Annotated in this window: 22 protein-coding genes and 1 pseudogene; 12 read left to right on the forward strand and 11 right to left on the reverse strand. The window is 71.1% G+C overall.

All coding sequences use genetic code 11. The features are described from left to right. Window positions 1–9: 9 nt before the first annotated feature. Genes ACE3QY_RS14695 through ACE3QY_RS14710 form a run of 4 tightly spaced genes read right to left on the reverse strand, consistent with a single transcriptional unit; the run spans window position 10 to window position 3,580 of the window. On the reverse strand, window positions 10–1,260 hold the full coding sequence (locus ACE3QY_RS14695) for an MFS transporter (RefSeq protein WP_374456764.1): 1,251 nt from the start codon (window positions 1,258–1,260) through the stop codon (window positions 10–12). A 4-nt stretch (window positions 1,261–1,264) separates the two neighbouring features. Beyond that, window positions 1,265–2,509, reverse strand: coding sequence for a phosphatidylserine/phosphatidylglycerophosphate/cardiolipin synthase family protein (locus ACE3QY_RS14700; protein WP_374456765.1), 1,245 nt, complete (start codon window positions 2,507–2,509; stop codon window positions 1,265–1,267). Window positions 2,510–2,546: 37 nt separating this feature from the next. Continuing rightward, on the reverse strand, window positions 2,547–2,756 hold the full coding sequence (locus tag ACE3QY_RS14705) for a hypothetical protein (RefSeq protein ID WP_374456766.1): 210 nt from the start codon (window positions 2,754–2,756) through the stop codon (window positions 2,547–2,549). Between the two features lie 17 nt (window positions 2,757–2,773). Continuing rightward, complete coding sequence (locus ACE3QY_RS14710) at window positions 2,774–3,580, reverse strand: hypothetical protein (RefSeq protein WP_374456767.1); 807 nt, start codon at window positions 3,578–3,580, stop codon at window positions 2,774–2,776. A 58-nt stretch (window positions 3,581–3,638) separates the two neighbouring features. Between ACE3QY_RS14710 and uvrB the strand changes: the two genes are divergently transcribed. Beyond that, window positions 3,639–5,768, forward strand: coding sequence for an excinuclease ABC subunit UvrB (gene uvrB, locus ACE3QY_RS14715; RefSeq protein ID WP_374456768.1), 2,130 nt, complete (start codon window positions 3,639–3,641; stop codon window positions 5,766–5,768). A 9-nt stretch (window positions 5,769–5,777) separates the two neighbouring features. On the opposite strand, the gene ACE3QY_RS14720 is transcribed toward uvrB, so the two are convergent. Together ACE3QY_RS14720 and ACE3QY_RS14725 are read right to left on the reverse strand one after the other, a co-directional pair. After that, window positions 5,778–6,287 (reverse strand): DUF1707 domain-containing protein, encoded by a 510-nt coding sequence (locus ACE3QY_RS14720; protein WP_374456769.1) that lies wholly within the window; start codon window positions 6,285–6,287, stop codon window positions 5,778–5,780. A gap of 68 nt (window positions 6,288–6,355) precedes the next feature. Next, complete coding sequence (locus ACE3QY_RS14725) at window positions 6,356–7,294, reverse strand: choice-of-anchor J domain-containing protein (RefSeq protein WP_374456770.1); 939 nt, start codon at window positions 7,292–7,294, stop codon at window positions 6,356–6,358. A gap of 172 nt (window positions 7,295–7,466) precedes the next feature. Between ACE3QY_RS14725 and ACE3QY_RS14730 the strand changes: the two genes are divergently transcribed. Together ACE3QY_RS14730 and ACE3QY_RS14735 are read left to right on the forward strand one after the other, a co-directional pair. Then, window positions 7,467–8,033 carry a hemerythrin domain-containing protein gene (locus tag ACE3QY_RS14730; RefSeq protein ID WP_374456771.1) on the forward strand — a complete coding sequence of 189 codons (567 nt, stop codon included), beginning with the start codon at window positions 7,467–7,469 and terminating at the stop codon, window positions 8,031–8,033. Between the two features lie 18 nt (window positions 8,034–8,051). Then, window positions 8,052–8,417, forward strand: coding sequence for an MmcQ/YjbR family DNA-binding protein (locus tag ACE3QY_RS14735; RefSeq protein WP_374456772.1), 366 nt, complete (start codon window positions 8,052–8,054; stop codon window positions 8,415–8,417). A 5-nt stretch (window positions 8,418–8,422) separates the two neighbouring features. Here the strand turns inward: ACE3QY_RS14735 and ACE3QY_RS14740 are convergent, their stop codons facing one another. Further along, on the reverse strand, window positions 8,423–9,079 hold the full coding sequence (locus ACE3QY_RS14740) for an ion channel (protein WP_374456773.1): 657 nt from the start codon (window positions 9,077–9,079) through the stop codon (window positions 8,423–8,425). Between the two features lie 65 nt (window positions 9,080–9,144). Here ACE3QY_RS14740 and ACE3QY_RS14745 point away from each other — a divergent pair, with 65 nt between their 5' ends. From ACE3QY_RS14745 to ACE3QY_RS14770, 6 genes are read left to right on the forward strand one after another with little or no spacing between them, the layout of a single operon-like run. Further along, window positions 9,145–9,636 (forward strand): hypothetical protein, encoded by a 492-nt coding sequence (locus ACE3QY_RS14745; RefSeq protein ID WP_374456774.1) that lies wholly within the window; start codon window positions 9,145–9,147, stop codon window positions 9,634–9,636. Window positions 9,637–9,640: 4 nt separating this feature from the next. Continuing rightward, complete coding sequence (locus ACE3QY_RS14750) at window positions 9,641–10,159, forward strand: hypothetical protein (RefSeq protein WP_374456775.1); 519 nt, start codon at window positions 9,641–9,643, stop codon at window positions 10,157–10,159. Window positions 10,160–10,202: 43 nt separating this feature from the next. Then, the gene (locus tag ACE3QY_RS14755; protein WP_374456776.1) at window positions 10,203–11,174 is read left to right on the forward strand and encodes an NAD(P)/FAD-dependent oxidoreductase; all 972 of its coding nucleotides are present in this window, start codon (window positions 10,203–10,205) and stop codon (window positions 11,172–11,174) included. Between the two features lie 38 nt (window positions 11,175–11,212). Continuing rightward, window positions 11,213–12,472, forward strand: a complete 1,260-nt coding sequence (locus tag ACE3QY_RS14760; RefSeq protein WP_374456777.1) for a glycosyltransferase family 4 protein — start codon at window positions 11,213–11,215, stop codon at window positions 12,470–12,472. Continuing rightward, the gene (locus tag ACE3QY_RS14765) at window positions 12,459–13,181 is read left to right on the forward strand and encodes a class I SAM-dependent methyltransferase (RefSeq protein WP_374456778.1); all 723 of its coding nucleotides are present in this window, start codon (window positions 12,459–12,461) and stop codon (window positions 13,179–13,181) included. The genes ACE3QY_RS14760 and ACE3QY_RS14765 overlap by 14 nt, the downstream gene beginning before the upstream one ends. Further along, on the forward strand, window positions 13,181–14,287 hold the full coding sequence (locus ACE3QY_RS14770) for a prenyltransferase (RefSeq protein ID WP_374456779.1): 1,107 nt from the start codon (window positions 13,181–13,183) through the stop codon (window positions 14,285–14,287). The genes ACE3QY_RS14765 and ACE3QY_RS14770 overlap by 1 nt, the downstream gene beginning before the upstream one ends. Here ACE3QY_RS14770 and ACE3QY_RS14775 read toward each other — a convergent pair. After that, complete coding sequence (locus tag ACE3QY_RS14775) at window positions 14,249–14,893, reverse strand: class I SAM-dependent methyltransferase (RefSeq protein ID WP_374456780.1); 645 nt, start codon at window positions 14,891–14,893, stop codon at window positions 14,249–14,251. The two genes, ACE3QY_RS14770 and ACE3QY_RS14775, sit on opposite strands and share 39 nt — an antisense overlap. A gap of 95 nt (window positions 14,894–14,988) precedes the next feature. Between ACE3QY_RS14775 and ACE3QY_RS14780 the strand changes: the two genes are divergently transcribed. Beyond that, window positions 14,989–15,330 (forward strand): VOC family protein, encoded by a 342-nt coding sequence (locus tag ACE3QY_RS14780; protein ID WP_374456781.1) that lies wholly within the window; start codon window positions 14,989–14,991, stop codon window positions 15,328–15,330. Here the strand turns inward: ACE3QY_RS14780 and ACE3QY_RS14785 are convergent. Then, complete coding sequence (locus tag ACE3QY_RS14785; protein WP_374456782.1) at window positions 15,327–16,622, reverse strand: alpha/beta hydrolase fold domain-containing protein; 1,296 nt, start codon at window positions 16,620–16,622, stop codon at window positions 15,327–15,329. The genes ACE3QY_RS14780 and ACE3QY_RS14785 overlap by 4 nt on opposite strands. A 38-nt stretch (window positions 16,623–16,660) precedes the next feature. Here ACE3QY_RS14785 and ACE3QY_RS14790 point away from each other — a divergent pair, with 38 nt between their 5' ends. Next, complete coding sequence (locus ACE3QY_RS14790; protein ID WP_374456783.1) at window positions 16,661–17,554, forward strand: aminoglycoside phosphotransferase family protein; 894 nt, start codon at window positions 16,661–16,663, stop codon at window positions 17,552–17,554. A gap of 19 nt (window positions 17,555–17,573) precedes the next feature. On the opposite strand, the gene ACE3QY_RS14795 is transcribed toward ACE3QY_RS14790, so the two are convergent. Beyond that, the gene (locus ACE3QY_RS14795) at window positions 17,574–18,317 is read right to left on the reverse strand and encodes a dienelactone hydrolase family protein (protein WP_374456784.1); all 744 of its coding nucleotides are present in this window, start codon (window positions 18,315–18,317) and stop codon (window positions 17,574–17,576) included. A 116-nt stretch (window positions 18,318–18,433) separates the two neighbouring features. Between ACE3QY_RS14795 and ACE3QY_RS14800 the strand changes: the two genes are divergently transcribed. Continuing rightward, complete coding sequence (locus ACE3QY_RS14800) at window positions 18,434–19,384, forward strand: zinc metalloprotease (RefSeq protein ID WP_374456785.1); 951 nt, start codon at window positions 18,434–18,436, stop codon at window positions 19,382–19,384. 18 nt (window positions 19,385–19,402) lie between these two features. On the opposite strand, the pseudogene ACE3QY_RS14805 reads toward ACE3QY_RS14800, so the two are convergent. Then, window positions 19,403–19,638, reverse strand: a pseudogene (locus ACE3QY_RS14805) (hypothetical protein); the annotation flags it as partial.

Below are 19,638 nucleotides of genomic sequence, written 5' to 3' on the forward strand. Positions count from 1 at the left end.
GGCCGCAGGCTATGTCGAGAGCTCCGGAGGCGGCGCACCGGTGAGCTGCACGTCGGTGATGCGCCGCCGTGTCAGGGCGAACGCGGCGACCGCGACGGCGATCAGGAAGCAGCCGATCTCGACGCTGCCCGCACCGAAGGCGACCGCGGCAGGGCCGACGGCGATCTGCCCGATGGGGGTGGCCACGAAGGAGAAGAACCCGTCGATCGCCATGATCCGCGACAGCATCGCCTCGGGCACCTTCTCCTGCACCAGCAGGTTCCACGCGAGGTCGAGGAGGCTCAGCGCGGCACCGGCGACGACGAACGCCACGGACAGGAGCCACACGTCCACGTAGGTGCCGAGCACGAGCATCGGGACGCACCAGATGACGAAGGCCACCATGATCGCCTTCATCGGCCACGTGATGGTGACCTTGGCGAGGAAGAAGGCCGCAACGAAGACGCCGACCGCCTGCGCCGACCGGGCCAGGCCCCAGCCCTCGCTGCCGATCGTGTCGTCGGCGATGACCGGGCCGAGGACGTTGATCGCGCCGCTGACCAGGGCGTTGAACACCAGCGCGCACGACGCTGCGGGGATCACCCAGCCGAGCTGGCGCGCGAAGGCCCAGCCGGCGACGAAGTCACCGATGACGCTCGGCTTGGCGGTGCTGCGGTCCCCGGGCGGCAGGCGTACGAGGAGGAGCAGAGCAGCCGCGACCAGGTACGTCGCCGCGTCGAATCCCAGCGCCCATCCGGGTCCGGTCGTCGCCACGAGCACGCCGGAGAGCGCGGGTCCGAGGATACCGACGGCGCTCGTGGCCTGGCCGATGAGCAGGAACGCCCCCTGGCGCTCCTCGACCGGCAGCAGGATCGGGACCATCCCGAGGAACGCGGGATAGCTGACGGCGAAGACGATCCCGGCGACGGCCTGGAGGACCACGAGGTGCCAGATCTCGGCGGTCCCGGTGATGACCAGGACCGCGGTGAGCGCCTGTGCGACGCCCTGCACGGTGTTGCAGCCGCGGAGCACCACGGCGCGGGGGAGCCGGTCGGCGATCGCGCCGCCGAGGAGCATGAGGACGACCATCGGGATGCTCGACGCGGCGGTGACCCAGCCCAGCGCGGCGGCCGAGTCGTCGATGTCGAGCACCGCGAACGCCAGCGCCACGCCGGCCATCGACGAGCCGAGCCGGTTGACCACCTGGCCGATGAAGAACCAGCGGAAGGCCGGCGTCGCGAGAGGGGACAGCCGGGAGCCGCCCGTGGTCTCCGTCGTCACGACGTCAGAGGAGGGGACGCAGCGGGCCGAGGAAGGTCTCGGTGAACTTGCGGTTGAGGTCGCGGGCCTCCCACTCGTCCAGCGTCAGCTCGAGGCTGTTGGACTCGTCGGTCGCGAAGACCTCCTCCATCACCGCCGCGAAGGCCGGGTCGATGACCTCGAGGTTGATCTCGTAGTTGCCCTGTAGGCTGAGGCGGTCGATGTTGGCCGTGCCGACGGTCGCCCAGCTCCCGTCGATGGTGGCCGTCTTGGCGTGCACCATCGCGTCCTTGAACCGCAGGATCCGTGCCCCGGCGCCGAGCAGCTGGCCGTAGTAGCCGCGCGAGATCCAGTCGGCGACGATGTGGTTGGACTTCAGCGGCAGCAGGATCCGTACGTCGACGCCCCGCCGGGCCGCCTCCACGAGGCAGTCGACGAAGTCCTGGTCGGGCAGGAAGTACGCCGTGGTGAGCCAGATGTTGCGGCTGGCCCGGTTGATCGCCTCGAGGTACATGCTGCGGATCGGGAAGTTCCACTGGCGCGGGATGTTGCGGTGGATCCTGATCTGCGGGTCCCAGTCCGAGGCGGTCTCCAGCAGCAGCGGGCGCTCGTTGCGGCGCAGCCGGTGGCGGCGGTTGAGGTTCCAGAAGTCGGCGAAGGAGCGCTTGAGGTCCCACACGCCCGGGCCGGTGATCCGGACGTGGGTGTCACGCCACTCGGTGGCGTAGGCAGAGCCGATGTTGTAGCCGCCGAGGAAGGCGACCTCCTCGTCGACGACCAGCATCTTCCGGTGGTTGCGGCCGTAGCGGCGCAGGTCCCAGAAGCGCAGCCCGGCGGTCCAGATCGGGTAGCGCAGCACCTTCAGCGAGGGCGGGAAGCGCTTGAAGGCGGGGGAGACGACCACGTTGGCGAAACCGTCGTAGATGCAGTGCACGTCGACGCCGCGCGCCGCCGCGGCGGTGAGGGCGGTCTTGAACTTCCACCCGATCTCGTCGCCCTTCCAGATGTAGGTCTCGAAGAGGATCTGCTTCTTCGCACCGTCGATCGCGGCCAGCATGTCGTCGTACAGGTCGCGCCCGAAGGTGTACGTCGTGATCTCACCGCCGCCGACAGGCACCGTCGCCGGGCCGGTGACCGGGAACGGCTTGGGCTTCTTGCCACGCCGCCGGTAGGAGTCGACGAGCGACAGCGCGACCGCGAGGCCGAGCTGGAGGCCGAGGAGCCCGAGCAGGCCCCGCCGAACGGTGGTCAGCAGGCGGGCGGCGGTCACGCGGACAATCTAGCGATCACGGTCCAGCGGCCGCTGCTCACTTCCGCTTGGACAACGGCCCGTCCGCGAAGGCCGCGAACCGTTCCGACCGAGCGGCGGCGAGGTTGGCCACGCCCAACACGAGCTGTGCGCACCCGAGCAGCGGGCGTCCGTCGACGATCGTGACCAGCCCGAAGAACGCCCAGGCCAACCCCAGGACGTAGAGCCACGTGCGTCGTCCGCTGTCCGCTGCGTCCCCGTCGACCATGACGGCAGCGTAGGCCCTCAGGCCAGGGCCAGGGCCGCGTAGCGCTCCACGTCGCACGGCCGGTCCGACAGCACGCGGAACAGCACGGCCCGCAGCATCGCCTGCCGCTCCGTGCCCGAGCGCCAGGCGTCGAGCGCCCCGGCGGGTGCACCGAGCCACAGCACGGCGTCGAGGACGCAGACCGCCTCGGCCCACAGCGGTGGGCGCCAGGTGGGGGACAGGTCGATGACGAGCGGTACGCCGGACGCGTCGAGCAGCACGTTGCCCGCGAGGTCGCGATGGACGAGCTGCTCGCGTCCGAGGTCGGCCGGCTCGAGCCCGGCGACGAGCCGTCCGACCAGGTCGCCGAGGCCCGGCTCCGGCCGGTCGGTGGCGGCCTGCAGCGCCGCGTCGGCGTCGTACGCCTGGTGGTCCGCCCGGCCCCAGCGATCGGTCTGCGCGTCGAGCCCCGCCGGTCGCGACGGCACCGCGCTCGCCAGGTGGGCGTGGAGGAGGTGCGCGGTGGCCCGGAGCACGCCGAGGTCGCGGCAGTGCGTCGTGCCGGGCTCGAAGCGGGTGGCCGCCCAGCCGTCGACGGTCAGGTTGCCGTCGCGCGCGGGCACGGGCAGCGCGAGCCGGACGGAGCGCGGCGACTGCTCGTCGAGCCGCACCGCGAGCCGCGCCTGGACCGGCGCCAGCCAGGCCTCCGACTCGTCGTGCCCGGGGGAGAGGACGAGGTCACCGGCCCGCCAGCTGGTGCCCTGCCCGCCCTCGAGGCGCTCCAGGACGCCCTCGGCCGCGAACAGGTCGAGCACGCGGTCCGGCGGCTGGCTCGGGTCGGGCACGGTGCGAGCGTAGGACACGTCAGGACCCGTTGTCGGTGGCGCGTCGTAGGCTCGACGCATGCGTCCAGTCACCGATCTCCAGCGCCGGGTGGCCCCCTTCAAGGTGGTCTCCGACTACGACCCCTCCGGCGACCAGCCGGCGGCGATCAAGGAGATCGTCGGGCGGATCCAGGGTGGGGAGAAGGACGTCGTGCTCCTCGGCGCGACCGGCACCGGCAAGACCGCCACGGTCGCCTGGGTGGCCGAGCAGCTCCAGCGACCGGTCCTGGTGCTCCAGCCCAACAAGACGCTGGCCGCGCAGTTCGCCAACGAGCTGCGCCAGCTGTTCCCCGACAACGCAGTCGAGTACTTCGTCTCCTACTACGACTACTACCAGCCCGAGGCCTACGTCCCCCAGACCGACACCTACATCGAGAAGGACTCCTCGATCAACGAGGAGGTCGAGCGGCTGCGTCACTCCGCGACCAACAGCCTGCTCACCCGCCGCGACACGATCGTGGTCTCGACGGTGTCTTGCATCTACGGCCTCGGCACCCCCCAGGAGTACGTCGACCGCATGCTGCGGCTCAAGGTCGGCGAGGAGCACGACCGCGACTCCGTGCTGAGGCGCCTGGTGGAGATCCAGTACACCCGCAACGACATGACCTTCACCCGTGGCACCTTCCGCGTGCGTGGCGACACCCTCGAGATCTTCCCGGTCTACGAGGAGCTCGCGGTCCGCGTGGAGTTCTTCGGCGACGAGATCGAGCGGCTGATGACGCTCCACCCGATCACCGGCGAGGTGATCTCCGAGGACACCGAGCTGCACGTCTTCCCCGCGACCCACTACGTCGCCGGCCCCGAGCGGATGGAGCGGGCGATCAAGGGCATCGAGCTCGAGCTCGACGACCAGCTGGCCGCCTTCGAGAAGCAGGGCAAGCTGCTCGAGGCGCAGCGCCTTCGCATGCGCACGACCTACGACGTCGAGATGATGCGGCAGGTCGGCTCGTGCTCGGGCATCGAGAACTACTCGATGCACATGGACGGACGCACCCGCGGCAGCGCCCCCAACACCCTCCTCGACTACTTCCCCGAGGACTTCGTGCTCGTCGTCGACGAGTCCCACGTCGCGGTGCCGCAGATCGGCGGCATGTACGAAGGCGACATGTCGCGCAAGCGCAACCTGGTCGACCACGGCTTCCGGCTGCCGAGCGCGATGGACAACCGTCCGCTGCGGTGGGACGAGTTCGTCGACCGGATCGGCCAGACGGTCTACCTCTCGGCCACCCCGGGCAACTACGAGCTCGACCGCGTCGGCGGCGTCGACAACACGGTCCAACAGATCATCCGCCCGACCGGCCTGGTCGACCCCGAGGTCGTGGTGAAGCCCACCAAGGGACAGATCGACGACCTCATCCACGAGATCCGGTCGCGGGCGGAGAAGGGCGAGCGGGTCCTGGTCACCACGCTGACCAAGAAGATGTCCGAGGACCTCACCGACTACCTCCTCGACGCCGGCATCCGCACGCGCTACCTCCACTCCGAGGTCGACACCCTCAAGCGGATCGAGCTGCTGCGCGACCTGCGCCTCGGCGAGTACGACGTCCTCGTCGGCATCAACTTGCTCCGCGAGGGCCTCGACCTCCCCGAGGTGTCGCTGGTGGCGATCCTCGACGCCGACAAGGAGGGCTTCCTGCGCTCCGACAAGTCGCTGATCCAGACCATCGGCCGTGCCGCGCGCAACGTGTCCGGCCAGGTCCACATGTACGCCGACAAGATCACGCCGTCGATGGAGGCGGCGATCGACGAGACCAACCGTCGTCGCGCGATCCAGGTCGCCTACAACACCGAGCGCGGCATCGACCCGCAGCCGCTGCGCAAGAAGATCGCCGACATCACCGAGATGCTCGCCCGCGAGGACGAGACCACCCAGGAGCTGCTCAAGACCTGGGCCGACGTCGGCCAGAAGGGGCGTGCCGGCGGCGTGAAGGCCGGCAAGTCGCCCACGCCTGCGCTGTCGCGGATCCACCACGACGCACCCGACACCGCCGGCATCCCGAGCAGCGACCTCGCCGAGCTGATCCAGGAGCTCACCGAGCAGATGAAGCACGCTGCCGCCGAGCTCCAGTTCGAGGTCGCCGCGCGCCTGCGCGACGAGATCTCCGAGCTCAAGAGGGAGCTCAGGCAGATGATGGAAGCCACCAAGTGACGAGCGGGCCTACGCGTCGTCCTCGCGCTTCCTGAGCTCCTTGCGCTGCTTCTTCTCGAGGCGGGCCCTCTCGGCGCCGATGATCTCGTCCTTCATGAAGATGACGCGTCCGGCGTTGAGCCCGGTGCCGAGCATCACGAAGAGCGGCCACGGGAAGTCCATCCCGGTGGCGAACCAGATCACCCAGCAGACGATCGACGCGGACAGGAACCCCCAGATCGCCTGACGGCGCTCGGTGACGTAGGCGCGGTTGGCCTCGTCGACCACCGATGGCGTCGACGGGGCACTCGCCGCGACCGGGAGGTCGGCGACGAGGGGCACCAGGTCGCCCAGGGTCCGGCTGGCCAGCGCAGCGTCGGCGCGCTCGTCGTACTCGGCCCGGGTGAGCCGGCCCTCGGCGAAGGCGTCGGCGAGCACCGTCTCGATCACGGCGCGGTCCTTGTCCGAGGCGCGCATCGGCGCATTGGCGGAGTTGCGTGGGTCGTGGTCGAACTGGCTCCACACCTCGATGCCTGGCACGACGCCCATCGTAGGCACGGCGCGCCGACGGCGGACGGGATGACCCGTCCGCCGTCGGTGAGGGTGGATCAGGGACAGCTGCTCGTGACGCCGGTCTGCGCCGTCGCGAGGGCCGTCTGGGCGGAGGCGAAGGCCGTCTTCGCCTTCTTGTACTTCTTCTTGGCCTTCTTCTTCGCCTTCAGCTTCTTCTTGACCTTCTTCTCGGCCTTGGCGACCTCGGACCGGGTGGCCTTCTTCAGCGCCTTGCGGGCCTTCTTGAGCTTCTTCTTGGCCTTCTTGTAGACCTTCTTGGCCGACGTGGCCTGGGCCGACGCCGCGGTGGCGGTGGCCTGCGCCGACGTGGCCGTCGCGTTCGCCGTGGTGCAGGCGGTCGAGGCGCTGTCGGTGAAGGTCAGCGAGTCGATGCCGATGTACTGGCCGGCCTTGCTGGTGTCCTTGATGAAGTAGCGGAACGCGAGGCAGCCGGAGACGTTCGTCGTGCTCAGCCCGGTCAGCGGGAGGTTGTACTGCGTCCACGCGGTCGGGTAGCCGTTGACGGCCTGCCCGGGGTTGATGCCGCCGATCAGCGTGGTGAAGTCACCCACGCCGTCGGTGGTGGTGCCCGGGCTGCACGAGCCGTTGGTCGACATCCGGACCTCGAGGCGGTCCGGGTAGTTGCCACCCTCGGACCGGGACCAGAAGTTGAGGACGTCCGTGCTGGACAGGCTGGTCTGCTGCGGCATGATCAGCCACGTGCTGACGTCGGCCCCGCCGCTGTTGTAGTTCACCCCGGCGTAGGAGTTCGTGGCGCCGGCGTGTGCCGCGAACCTGGACGCGTCGCCCTGGGACCACGAGGGCTTCGGCGTCGTCGCCGTGGGCTCGCTGAGGTTCACGACCTTCCAGGTCGTCAGGGCTGCGACGTTGTCGAAGCCCTCGGTGGCGCTGGCGGCCTGCGCCGGCTGGGCGGTGACGGCCATGGCGCCGGCCGCGAGGCTGACGGCCACGGCACCGGCCATTCGTCGATACATGGACATGCGAAAGTAACCCCCTGGTTGTCGTCGCCTGCCCCCGCGGCAGACGCACCGGGCCTGACCCTAGGGAGTCCGGGGCCCTGGGGGAAGCCACACGCCGCAAACATGGACCTTGGTGTGACCCGCAGGGGTGATCCTCCGGCGACGCGGCCGCGGCTAGCGTCGTCCCATGAGCACTCCCATCGACCTCGGTCGCCCGGTGTCGGGCGACGTCATCGACCTGATCCTCGAGGACCACCGCCGCTTCGAGGCGCTGATGCGCCAGCTGCGGGACAGCACGTCCGACCGCGACGCCGTGCGCAAGGCGCTCGCCGCGCTGCACGTCGCGCACGCCGAGGCGGAGGAGAAGCACGTCTACCCCAAGCTGCGCCGCAAGGACGCGATCACCGCGCACGAGGCCGAGCACGGCGAGGAGGAGCACGCCGAGGGGCACGAGGCGATGCTCAAGGTCCTCGAGCTCAAGGGCACCGACACGCAGGCCTTCGACGACGCCGTCGAGGAGCTGGCCACCGCGCTCAACCACCACCTCACCGAGGAGGAGCTCACCATCCTCAACCCGGCGCGTGAGGAGGTCGGCGAGAAGGTCCGGGCCGAGCTCGGCGAGGCCTTCGCCATCGAGCGCAACGCGCAGCTCGACGCCGACTGCGGAGCCATCGACAACGTGCGCCGGATCGTGGAGGCTGCCGAGCGAGAGGGTCTCCTCGACGACGACGACGAGGACGACGACGAGGACTGACCCGGACGGGGGAGCGGCGTGGACGTCAGGCGGATGCAGGAGGTCTGCGCGGGTTTCCCCGGCGCCTGGCCCGACAACCCGTGGGACCACGAGCACCCCGTCTTCAAGGTCGGGCCGGGCGAGAAGGGCAAGATCTTCGCGTTCCTCGGCGCCGGGGGCGTGGGCGTGAAGGCCGGCGCGACGCGCGAGGTGGCCGACGAGTGGCTGCACCGTTACCCCGACGACGCCAGCGTGATGGCGTACATCGGCCGGTCGGGGTGGAACGACCTCGCCTTCGGCGGCGCGATCCCCGACGAGGAGCTCGTCGAGGCCGTCGAGGAGTCCTACCGGCTGGTGGTCTCGAAGCTGCCGAGGAAGGACCGCCCCGCCGGCTGGGAGGGCTGAGCCGCTCAGCGGCGCCGCATCATGGTGAGCCCGACCATGCGGGCCACCACCATCGCGATGTAGAACACGCCGACCATCATCTCGACCATCAGGATCGAGCGGGCCTGGGCGCCGACCGCGACGATGTCGGACAGTCCGACGCTGGTCAGGGTCGAGAACGACAGGTAGAGCAGCTCGAACCAGGTGTGGTCGAAGCCGCCGGCGTTGGAGAAGGAGTCGGGCCACACGACCTGCACGGCCGCGAAGAGGTAGGCGAAGCCCCACGCGACCACGGTGAAGGCGGCGCCCGTCGCGTAGTACTCGTCCGTGGTGATCACGTCGTCGTGGAAGAGGTAGCGCAGCATCGCGTAGGAGACGTAGAAGTAGAACGGCGCGTGCAGCAGGCCCGAGACGAGCACGAGCGGCTCGGTGTCGGAGAACACGGCTTCCAGCAGGGTGAAGACGATCGTGGGAGCGCCCAGGAAGAACACCACCCGGCTCACGTTCGGCGTACGCCGGACCGCGAGGACCGCGGAGCCCACGGCGAGCATCCCGATGACGCCGAGGAACGAGCGCCCCACCACGGAGCCCTCGAGGAACGGCCACGCCAGCACCTGCAGGAGCTGTGCCCCGAGCAGCATCGCGGAGGGGTGCGCAGTCAGGTGCTCGATCTGCCGTCTCACGGGCACGAAGTCTAGGCACGTCGATCAGCGGCGCGGGGACCCTCGACTGGGCTAGGTTCGGCGGCGTGGGAGGACGCGGCACCATCTGGCTGATCGGCGCGCTCTCCGTCGTGCTCGCCGGCCTGCTGACCGGCATCGTCCTGCTGGCCGGGTCGGCGGAGTCGGCCGACGAGGAGCTCACCGCGGCCCAGCAGGAGGTGGCCGCCGCCGCCCGCTCGGAGGCGCTGGCGTTCCTGACCGTCGACCACCGCACCATGGACGTCGTCGTCGAGCGGGTGCTCGACGGTGCCACCGGAGACTTCCGGGAGCAGTACGAGTCGCAGAGCAGGCGCCTCACGCGGGAGGCGACGCGAACCCGGGCGACCTCCGCCGGCGAGGTCGTCGCCCTCGGCGTCTCGGACCTCGGCGACGACTCGGCCACCGTGCTCGTCGCCGCCAACAGCACCGTGACGAACACCCGCACCGAGCAGCCCCAGGTGCGCTACTACCGCCTCGAGCTCGGCCTGGTGCGCGAGGGCGACCGGTGGCTCACCAGCAGCCTGAGGTTCGTGAGGTGACCCGATGACCCAGAAGCGCGTCGCCGCCGTGCTCGCCGTGGCGGTCCTGGTCGCGGCCGTCGCCCTCGGCTGGCTGTGGACCCAGCGCGACGACACGTCCGGCGCGGACGTCACGAGCGCGGCGGCCGAGGACGCGACCGTCGCCTCCGCCGACGTCCGCGACACGGTCCTCCGGTCGGCCGAGGACGCGGCCGCCCGGGTCTACAGCTGGTCCTGGGACTCCCTCGCCGACGACAAGGCCGCGGCCCGCGCGCTGCTCACCGGCGGCATGCTCGACCAGTACGACCGCACGATGGCCGGCGTCGCCACGTCGAGCCGTCGCGACCACCGGGTGGTGTCGGCCGAGGTCGTCGGCCGGGCACTCGTGCACGCCACCACGTCGTACGCCCGGGTGCTGGTGTTCGTGAACCAGTCCACCGAGAGCAAGGACCTCGAGAAGCCGACGCTCGACCTCGACCGGGTGCTCGTCACGCTCCGGCTCGTCGACGGCGACTGGCTGGTCAGCGAGCTGGACGCGCTGTGAGGGGACCCTTGTGGCGGGAGCCGGGGATGGGAAGGATCGCGGCGTGGACGACGTGACGACCGACCTGCTGATCATCGGAGCCGGCCCGACGGGCCTCTACTCCGCCTACTACGCCGGCTTCCGTGGCATGAGCGTGGTGGTGGTCGACTCGCTGCCCGAGCTCGGTGGCCAGATCACCGCGATGTACCCCGAGAAGGCGATCCTCGACGTCGCGGGCTTCCCCAGCATCAAGGGCCGCGACCTGGTGGAGGGACTCGTGGAGCAGGCCGCCACCGCCGACCCGACGTACCTGCTGGACCGCACGGCGACCACGCTCGAGCACCGCGAGGACGACGTCGTGGTGACGCTCGACGACGGCACCCGGATCACCGCCGGGGCCGTCCTCATCACCTCCGGCATCGGGAAGTTCAGCCCGCGACCGCTGCCCGCCGGCGACGGCTGGGTCGGGCGCGGCATGGAGTTCTTCGTGCCCAGCTTCGCGCCGTACGCCGGCAAGGACGTGGTGATCGTCGGCGGCGGCGACAGCGCCTTCGACTGGGCCCAGCACCTGGAGCCCATCGCCGCGTCCGTCACGCTGGTGCACCGGCGGGACGCCTTCCGCGCCCACGAGCGCACCGTCGCCGCTGTGAAGGACTCGACCGTCGAGATCGTCACCAACGCCCAGGTCACCGAGCTGCGCGGCGACGGCCACCTCGAGGAGGTCGACATCAGCGTCGACGGCGAGGAGCTCCGCACCGTCAAGGCGCAGGCGCTGGTCGCCGCCCTCGGCTTCGTCGCCGACCTCGGCGCGATCCAGCAGTGGGGCCTGGTCACCGAGAAGCGCCACGTCGTCGTCGACTCGGCGATGCGCACCAACCTGCCGCGCGTCTTCGCCGCCGGCGACATCACCGACTACCCCGGCAAGGTGCGGCTCATCGCGGTCGGCTTCGGCGAGGCGGCGACGGCGGTCAACAACGCCGCGGTGGCCATCGACCCGACCGCCCACGTCTTCCCGGGCCACTCCAGCGAAGGCTGACCGCGAGGGCCCTACCGGCCAGTAGGCATAATGTCCCCGTGCGCATCGCCATGCTGTCCTACCGGAGCAAGCCCCACTGCGGTGGGCAGGGCGTCTACATCCGCCACCTGAGCCGTGAGCTGGTCCGCCTCGGCCACGAGGTGGAGGTGTTCTCCGGGCAGCCGTACCCCGTGCTCGACGAGGGCGTGACGCTGACCGAGGTGCCGAGCCTGGACCTCTACCGCGAGCCCGACCCGTTCCGGGTGCCGAGGCTCCGGGAGTTCCGCGACCGCATCGACGTCGAGGAGTTCCTGACGATGTGCACGGCCGGGTTCCCCGAGCCGAAGACCTTCAGCTCGCGCATCGCGCGGCTGATGAAGGACCGTGCCGGCGACTTCGACATCGCCCACGACAACCAGGTGCTCGGCACCGGGATCATGGAGCTGGAGACCTACGGGCTCCCGGTCATCGCCACGATCCACCACCCGATCACCATGGACCGCCGGATCGACCTGCAGACCGCGCCGACCTGGCGCAAGCGCCTGACGCTGCGCCGCTGGTACGGCTTCCTCCGGATGCAGACGAAGATCGCCAAGCGCTACCGCAAGGTGCTCACGCCCTCGGAGTCCTCGAGCCGCGACGTCGCCCGCGACTTCGGCGTCGACCCGGCCCGTCTGCAGACCATCCTGCTCGGCGTCGACGACGTCTTCGCGCCGCCCACCGAGCCGCGCGTGCCCGGTCGCATCCTCGCCATGGCGAGCGCCGACGCCCCGATGAAGGGCATCGCGACGCTGCTGGAGGCCTTCGCCAAGCTGGGCGTCGAGCGCGAGGTCTCGCTGGTGCTGGTGACCCGTCCCGAGCCGGGCGGGCGCACCGAGCAGCTCATCGACCAGCTCGGCATCGCCGACCGGGTCGAGTTCGTCAACGGCGTGAGCGACGAGGAGCTGGTCCGGGTCATGGGCTCGGCCGAGGTCGCCTGCGTGCCGTCGCTCTACGAGGGCTTCTCGCTGCCGACCGCCGAGCTGATGGCCTGCGCGACCCCGCTCGTCGTCTCGCGCGCCGGCGCGATCCCCGAGGTCGTCGGCCCCGACGGCGAGTGCGCCGACCTGGTGACGCCGGGTGACGTCGGCGAGCTGGAGCAGGCACTCGCGGCGCTGCTCGACGACCCCGAGCGGCGTACGGCGATGGGCGCGCGTGGCCGCGCCCGGGTCGAGGAGCTGTTCAGCTGGCGTGCCGTGGCCGAGGCCACCGCCGCCGCCTACGAGGAGACCATCGCCGACTACAGGCGTGACAAGGAGAACCACCGTGCTGACCGTTGACTTCGACCGGCTCGGCCTCCGGCCGGGTGAGCGCGTGCTCGACATGGGCTGCGGCGCGGGCCGCCACGCGTTCGAGATGTACAAGCGCGGTGCTGACGTCATCGCCTTCGACCAGGACGCCGACGAGCTGGCGACCGTGCGCGAGTGGTTCGCCGCGATGCGCGACGCGGGCGAGGTGCCGGCCGGCGCCGAGGCCGACGTGAAGGAGGGCGACGCCCTCGCCCTGCCGTTCGCCGACGGCGAGTTCGACCGGATCGTCGCGGCCGAGGTGCTCGAGCACATCCCCGCCGACATCCAGGCGATCCACGAGCTGGTGCGGGTGCTGCGTCCCGGCGGCACCCTGGCGGTCAGCGTGCCGCGGTGGTTCCCCGAGATCGTCAACTGGAAGCTGTCCGAGGACTACCACAACGTCGAGGGCGGCCACATCCGGATCTACACGCAGGAGGAGCTCGTCGACAAGGTCACCAAGGCCGGGATGACCTTCACCGGCAAGGACTACGCGCACGGCCTCCACTCGCCCTACTGGTGGATCAAGTGCGCCGTCGGCGTGACCAACGACGACCACCCGCTCGCCAGGGCGTACCACAAGCTGCTGGTCTGGGAGATCATGGAGAACCCGCGGGCGCTGCAGGTGGCGGGCAAGGTCCTCGACCCGCTGATCGGCAAGAGCATGGTGCTCTACTTCACCAAGCCGGCGGCATCCGACTGATGGGAGCCACCCCCGCGATCGAGGACATCCTGACGCGCGGCCAGGTCGAGCAGACCGCCGCCACGATCGCGGCTGCCCAGGAGCCCTCGGGAGCGATCCCGTGGTCGGTCGGCGAGCACACCGACGTCTGGAACCACGTCGAGTCGGCGATGGCACTGATGGTCGGCGGCGAGCACGCGGCCGCCGAGCGCGCGTACGCGTGGGTCCGCGGGACGCAGCGAGCCGACGGATCGTGGCCGATGAAGATCGTCGGCGGTGTCGTGGAGGACCACTCCGGCGAGACCAACATGTCGGCCTACGTCGCGGTGGGCGTCTGGCACCACTGGCTGGTCGCCCGCGACGAGGTGTTCGTGCGCCGGATGTGGCCGACGGTGCGCCGGGCGCTGGACTTCGTGGTGACGATGCAGCTGCCGTTCGGTGGCGTCGCGTGGTCGCAGGAGTGGCACGACGGCGCGCCCGCGAAGGTCAACGAGGAGGCGCTCCTCGCCGGCTCGTCGAGCATCCACCACTCGCTGCGCGCCGGGGTCGCGCTCGCCGAGCTGGTCGGGGAGCCGCAGGTCGAGTGGGAGCTGGCCGGCGGCCGGCTCGGCCACGCGCTGCGCGAGCACCGCGACCTCTTCCTCGACAAGTCCACCTTCTCGATGGACTGGTACTACCCGGTCCTCGGTGGGGCGGTGCGCGGCGCGGCGGCGTACGACCTGCTGGCCGAGCGGTGGGACACCTTCGTCGAGCCCGGCCTGGGCATCCGCTGCGTGTCCGCCAACCCGTGGGTGACCGGCGCCGAGACCTGCGAGCTGGTGCTCGCGCTGGAGGCCCTCGGCGACCGCGAGCGCGCGCTGCGGCTGCTGGCCGACATGCAGCACCTGCGCGCCGACGACGGCTCGTACTGGACCGGCTACGTCTTCCCGGAGGGCGTCAACTGGCCCGTGGAACAGACCACCTACACGGCCGCGGCGGTCATCCTCGCCGTCGACGCCCTGTCTGAGGGCACCCCGGGCGCGGACATCATGCGCGGCACGACGCTGGCGCCGGACTTCGCCGAGATCGGGCTCGAGTGCGGCTGCGCCTCAGAGCGGGTCGCCGGCGCCACCGGCCGTCCGGCGTAGCACCCGCATCGAACCCACCGCCTCCACCTCGGTGAAAGCGCCGCTGGCGAGGGCGGGCAGGTAGATGTCCTCGTAGGGCGGCCGTCCGCCGTCGGCGGCATCGGGGAAGACGTCGTGGATGACCAGCAGGCCCTCGGCCATCACCCAGTGCGCCCATCCGCGGAAGTCGGTGCGAGCGGGCTCGACGCCGTGGCCACCATCGATGAACAGCAACGACAGCGGCGTACGCCACCAGCGGCTGACGGTGTCGGACCGGCCGACGACGGCGACCACCTGGTCCTCGAGGCCGGCGTCGGCGATGGTGCGCCGGAAGGTCGGGAGGGTGTCCATCAGGCCGAGGTCGGGGTCGACGAGGGAGTCGTCGTGGTGCTCCCAGCCGGCCTGGTTCTCCTCCGACCCGCGGTGGTGGTCGACCGTGAACACCGTGCCGCCCACCTCACGCGCGGCGGCGCCGAGCCAGATCGCGGACTTGCCGCAGTAGGTGCCGACCTCGAGCGCCGGACCGTGCGGCAGGCGCTCGCGCGCCTGGCGGTGCAGCATCTCGCCCTCGTCCTCAGGCATGAAGCCCTTCGCGGCGCGGGCGTGGGCGAGGAGGTCGGCGGGCATCACGGGACGCGAGCCTAGTTCTCCCACCCGGTCACACCCGGACGCGCCCACTCGTCAGGTCAGGTGAAGTCACCACCACACCCCGAGGAGCAGTCATGAGCAACCACACCATCGTCATCCCGACCCCCGACCTCGCCGCCGCCACCGCGTTCTACACGGTCGCGTGGGGCACCGAGCCGCACACCGACACGCCCTACTACGTCGGCTTCAACCTCGACGGCCAGGAGATCGGGCTCAACCCCAACGGCGAGCGGGACCGGATGGCCGGACCCGTCGTCTACTGGCAGACCGACGACCTGGCCGCGAAGGTCGCCGAGGTCGAGGCGGCCGGCGGGACCGTCGTACGTCCCGTGAGGGAGGTCGGCGGCGGCACCTCGCTGGCGCTGATGACCGACCCGGCGGGCAACCAGGTCGGCTTCATCACGCAGGCCGGCTAGCTTGCACGGTCGTCGAGCTCGGCGACCTGCTCGGGCTCGACGCCGCTGTCGGCCTCGAGGCCGTGTCGCCAGGTGTTCCAGTGCCAGGACAGGTAGCGGTCGACCGCACGAACCGCGTGAGCGCTGCGGATGGAGTGGAAGACGTCGAAGGCGTGCTGGGCGCCCGGCACCTCGGCGTACACCACCGAGCTCGTCGACGTGCGCCGCAGCTCGGCGACGAACATCCGCGCCTGGTCGACGGACACCAGGCTGTCGTGGTCGCCGTGGATGACGAAGAAGTCGGGTGCGTCCGGGGTGACGCGCAGGATCGGGGAGGCGGCCTCGTAGACCTCGGGAGCGTCCTGCCACGTCGTCTTCAGGACGCGCGGGCCCAGGAACGTGTCGCGCATCGCGATCGCGTTGGTCAGGCCGGTCGAGCCGGCGAAGTCGTAGACGCCGTAGAACGGCACCGCCGCCCGGACGCTGGTGTCGGCGTCCTCGAAGCCCGGCTGGAACTCCGGGTCGCCCGGCGTCAGCGCGGCCAGTGCGGCGAGGTGGCCGCCCGCCGAGCCGCCGGTGATCACGACGTAGTCGGGGTCGCCGCCGTAGTCAGCGATGTTGTCCTTGACCCACGCGATCGCGCGCTTCACGTCGACGATGTGCGCCGGCCACGGGTCGCGGGGGGAGAGGCGGTAGTTGATCGCCACGCACACCCAGCCCTTGGCGGCCATCTGGTTCATCAGCGGGCGGCCCTGCTGCTCCTTCTGGCCGAGGATCCACGCGCCGCCGTGGACCTGGAGCAGGACCGGGGCGTCCTTGATCGCGTCCTCGCCGGCCGGCAGGTAGATGTCGAGGTGGCCGCGGCGGCCGGCCTCGGTGTAGGGCAGGTTGCTGATCACCTTCACCGCGTCGTCGGCGAAGCTGAAGGGGCGAGCGAGCCGCCGCCACGGGGTGGCGAGGTCGGCGGGCGAGGGGACCTCGTCGAGCTGCTCGACGTAGTCGACGCCGAGGCCCTCGACGAGCGCGTCCTCGAAGCCGTCCCGGGCCTGGCGGCTCTGCCGGACGATGTGGGTCAGGCCGAGCGCGCTGGCACCGGCCAGGGCGAGGCCCGCCTTGGCCTTCCAGCCCGTGCGGCGGCCCTTCGTGAGGTGCGTCGCGGCGTCGAGCGCGGTCAGTGCCAGCATCTGCGGGGCACTCTCGCCGAAGAGCCAGCCGGCCGGGAAGGCGGCGAGCCCGCTCCGCTGGCCGCGGGGCGGGCGGAGGGCGTTGGCGGTCAGGGCGGCGACGATGGCCTGGCGGCGCAGGAAACTCACACGACCAAACCTACTCGCCGGTACTACGTTGCTGTCCGATGAGTGGGATGCACGCGGACGAGATCGCGATCGACGACGGGACCGTACGCCGCCTGGTGGACGCCCAGCAGCCAGAGTGGGCCGGGCTGCCGCTGCGCCGGCTGCCGCCGATCGGCACCGACAACCAGCTGTTCCGCCTCGGCGACGACCTGCTGGTCCGGATGCCGCGGATCCACTGGGCCGCCGAGTCGGCGCTGCAGGAGCACGAGTGGCTGCCGCGGATCTCGCCGCACCTCACGCTGCCGATCCCCGCGCCGGTCGCGCTCGGGCAGCCCGGCGAGGGCTACCCGTGGCACTGGACGGTGGTGCCGTGGATCGAGGGCGACAACCCGACGCGGGAGACCTTCGATCCCGACGAGTGGGCCGTGTCGCTGGGCTCGTTCGTCCGGGAGTGTCGCGCGGTCCCCGGGATGGACGGACCGGTGAAGACCGAGGGGCGCGGTGCCCCGCTGGCCGCGCTCGACCCATGGGTGCAGGAGTGGACCGCGAAGGCCGACCCCGCCGAGGTGTCTCGCGACGCGGTGCTCGCGGTGTGGGCGGACGCCCTCGCCGCGCCGGCGTACGACGGCAAGCCCTGCTGGTTCCACGGCGACCTGCACGAGGGCAACCTCCTCGTCCGCGACGGCCGTCTCGCGGCCGTGATCGACTGGGGCGCCGCCGGACGCGGCGACCCGGCGATCGAGCTGAACGCGATGTGGGGCTACCTCCCCGAGTCCGCAGCCGACCTCTACCGGACCACCGTCGGCCTCGACGAGGCGGCGTACCGACGAGCGCGTGGGTTCGCGCTGGCTCCCTCGATCAGCGCGACGACCTACTACCGCGACACAGCTCCCGAGATCGCGCGCGGTGCGCTCGGGACCGTCCGCCGGCTGATCGTCTCCCTGGACCGCTGACGTTGCGAGACCCGGCGGGTCAGGCGTGCAGCCGCTCGCCGAAGAAGTCGAGGATCGCGTCGACCGCGCGCTGCGAGCGGTGCTCGGTGACCGTGGAGTGGCCCTTGCCCTCGAGCTCGACCTTGACGAAGGCGTCGCCGATGAGCGAGGTGAGGGTGTCGAAGCGGGTGCCGGGGAGCGGGTCGGAGGCGTAGCGGATGCCGAGGACGGCGCAGCCCTCGGCGGCGCGGCGGCGTACGACGTCCGCATCGGCGGGGGAGAGGTTGAGGTCGGCGGCGCGACCGGGTAGGCCGATGAACGGCGTGCTGGGCTGGCAGACCACCGGGGCGACGGTGGACTCCTCGACCATCATCGCCAGCGCGAAGCCGCCGGTGAAGCACATGCCCAGCGCACCCACGCCCGGCCCGCCGAGCTCGGCGTGCAGCGAGCGGGCCAGCGAGCGCAGCCACCCGGCGACGGGCGTCGTCACGCCGCGGGCGAGCTTGGTGAACTCCCGGCTGATGCAGATGCCCGGCATCGCGCGGGCCACGTCGAGGTTGCTGAACTCGCGCCCGGCCGGCCCGAAGAGGTGGGGGAGCAGCACCGTGTAGCCGGCCTCGACGAGCTCGTCGCCGAAGCGGATCACGCCGTTCGTGAGTCCGGGCATCTCGTGCACCACGATCACCCCCGGTCCGGTGCCGCGGCGCCAGACTGGGTGGGTGGTCGGGGCGCCGTTGACGTCGGCAGTGTGCTCGGACCGGGTCCAGGAGTCGAGTGCGTCCACGGCCGAAGGGTGGCAGCACGGACGCGCCGAGGAAAGAGGACACGCCTCTGTCCAATTCCTGACCGCGCGGTTAGGTTGCTGCGGACCCCACCCCCCGACAGACAGGTGATCTCGGCATGCCTCACTCCCGTCTCCTCCGCTCGGTCGTGGTGGCCGGCTCGCTGGCGCTCGCCACCACGACGCTCTCCGCCACCGCCGCCGTCCCCGCCGCCGCTCTCGCCTCCTCGCCACAGGTCGCCGCCTGTGCCGACGACCACGGGGCGTCAGCCTCGGCGCGCGTCCGCGAGGGATCCAAGAAGCTCGAGCCCCAGCTGTTCGACGGGTCGGGTGAGCAGTACGCCTCCCTCGCCGACGCCAGCACCCTCGCCGCCGCCTCGGTGACCGTCCCGACCTACTTCCACGTGGTCCTGCCGGCCGCCGAGCAGAGCAACGGCTCCGCCGCCGAGGACCGGCTCGCGTCGCTGGTCAACGCCCAGGTGGGTGTCCTCAACGAGGCGTACGCCGGACGCACCGGCTCGCAGTCGTCGGCCGCGACGCCGTTCCGGTTCGCCCTCCAACGCATCGACTTCTCCTACAACGACGCGTGGTACGGCGTCACCCCGGGAGGTGTCGAGAGGCAGATGAAGGCCGCGACGCGGGTGGGCGGCAAGAACACCCTCAACGTGTGGACGGCGAACATCGGCGATGACCTCCTCGGCTGGGCGACGTTCCCGAAGAAGAAGCTCGACACCAGCGACGGCGTGGTGATCCTCGACGAGTCGATGCCGGGCGGCACCGCCGGCAAGTACGCCCTCGGCGACACCCTCACCCATGAGGTCGGCCACTGGCTGGCGCTCTACCACACGTTCCAGGGCGGTTGTAAGGGCCAGGGCGACCAGGTCGCCGACACCCCGGCCGAGGCGACCCCGCAGTTCGACTGCCCCACCGGCGCGGACACCTGCACCGCACCGGGCCTCGACCCGATCCACAACTACATGGACTACACGCAGGACTCCTGCATGTACCAGTTCACCGCCGGACAGGTCGCCCGCATGAGCGACGCCTGGCAGCAGTACCGCGCGAGCTGACGCCCAGCGGCCGACTGCTCAGAAGGTGTAGCCGAAGGCGTCGAGGTCTGCTGCGTAGACCTCGGCGACCTTCGCTCGCGTCGCGTCGGTGTAGTAGTCGCGGTAGCTGCCGTGGGGCGACTTGTTGCGGTGCGGGACACGCGTCGGGGGGGGGGCCCCGCCCGGCGACACCCCCACGGGGGGGTCGAGGGCCTTTAAAGTGGGGCGGGCGACGTGGACCGCGCGACCGCGCGGCCCCCCGGGGTGGACCAGCG

The organism is Nocardioides sp. (assembly GCF_041913365.1).
Classification (GTDB): Bacteria; Actinomycetota; Actinomycetes; order Propionibacteriales; family Nocardioidaceae; genus Nocardioides.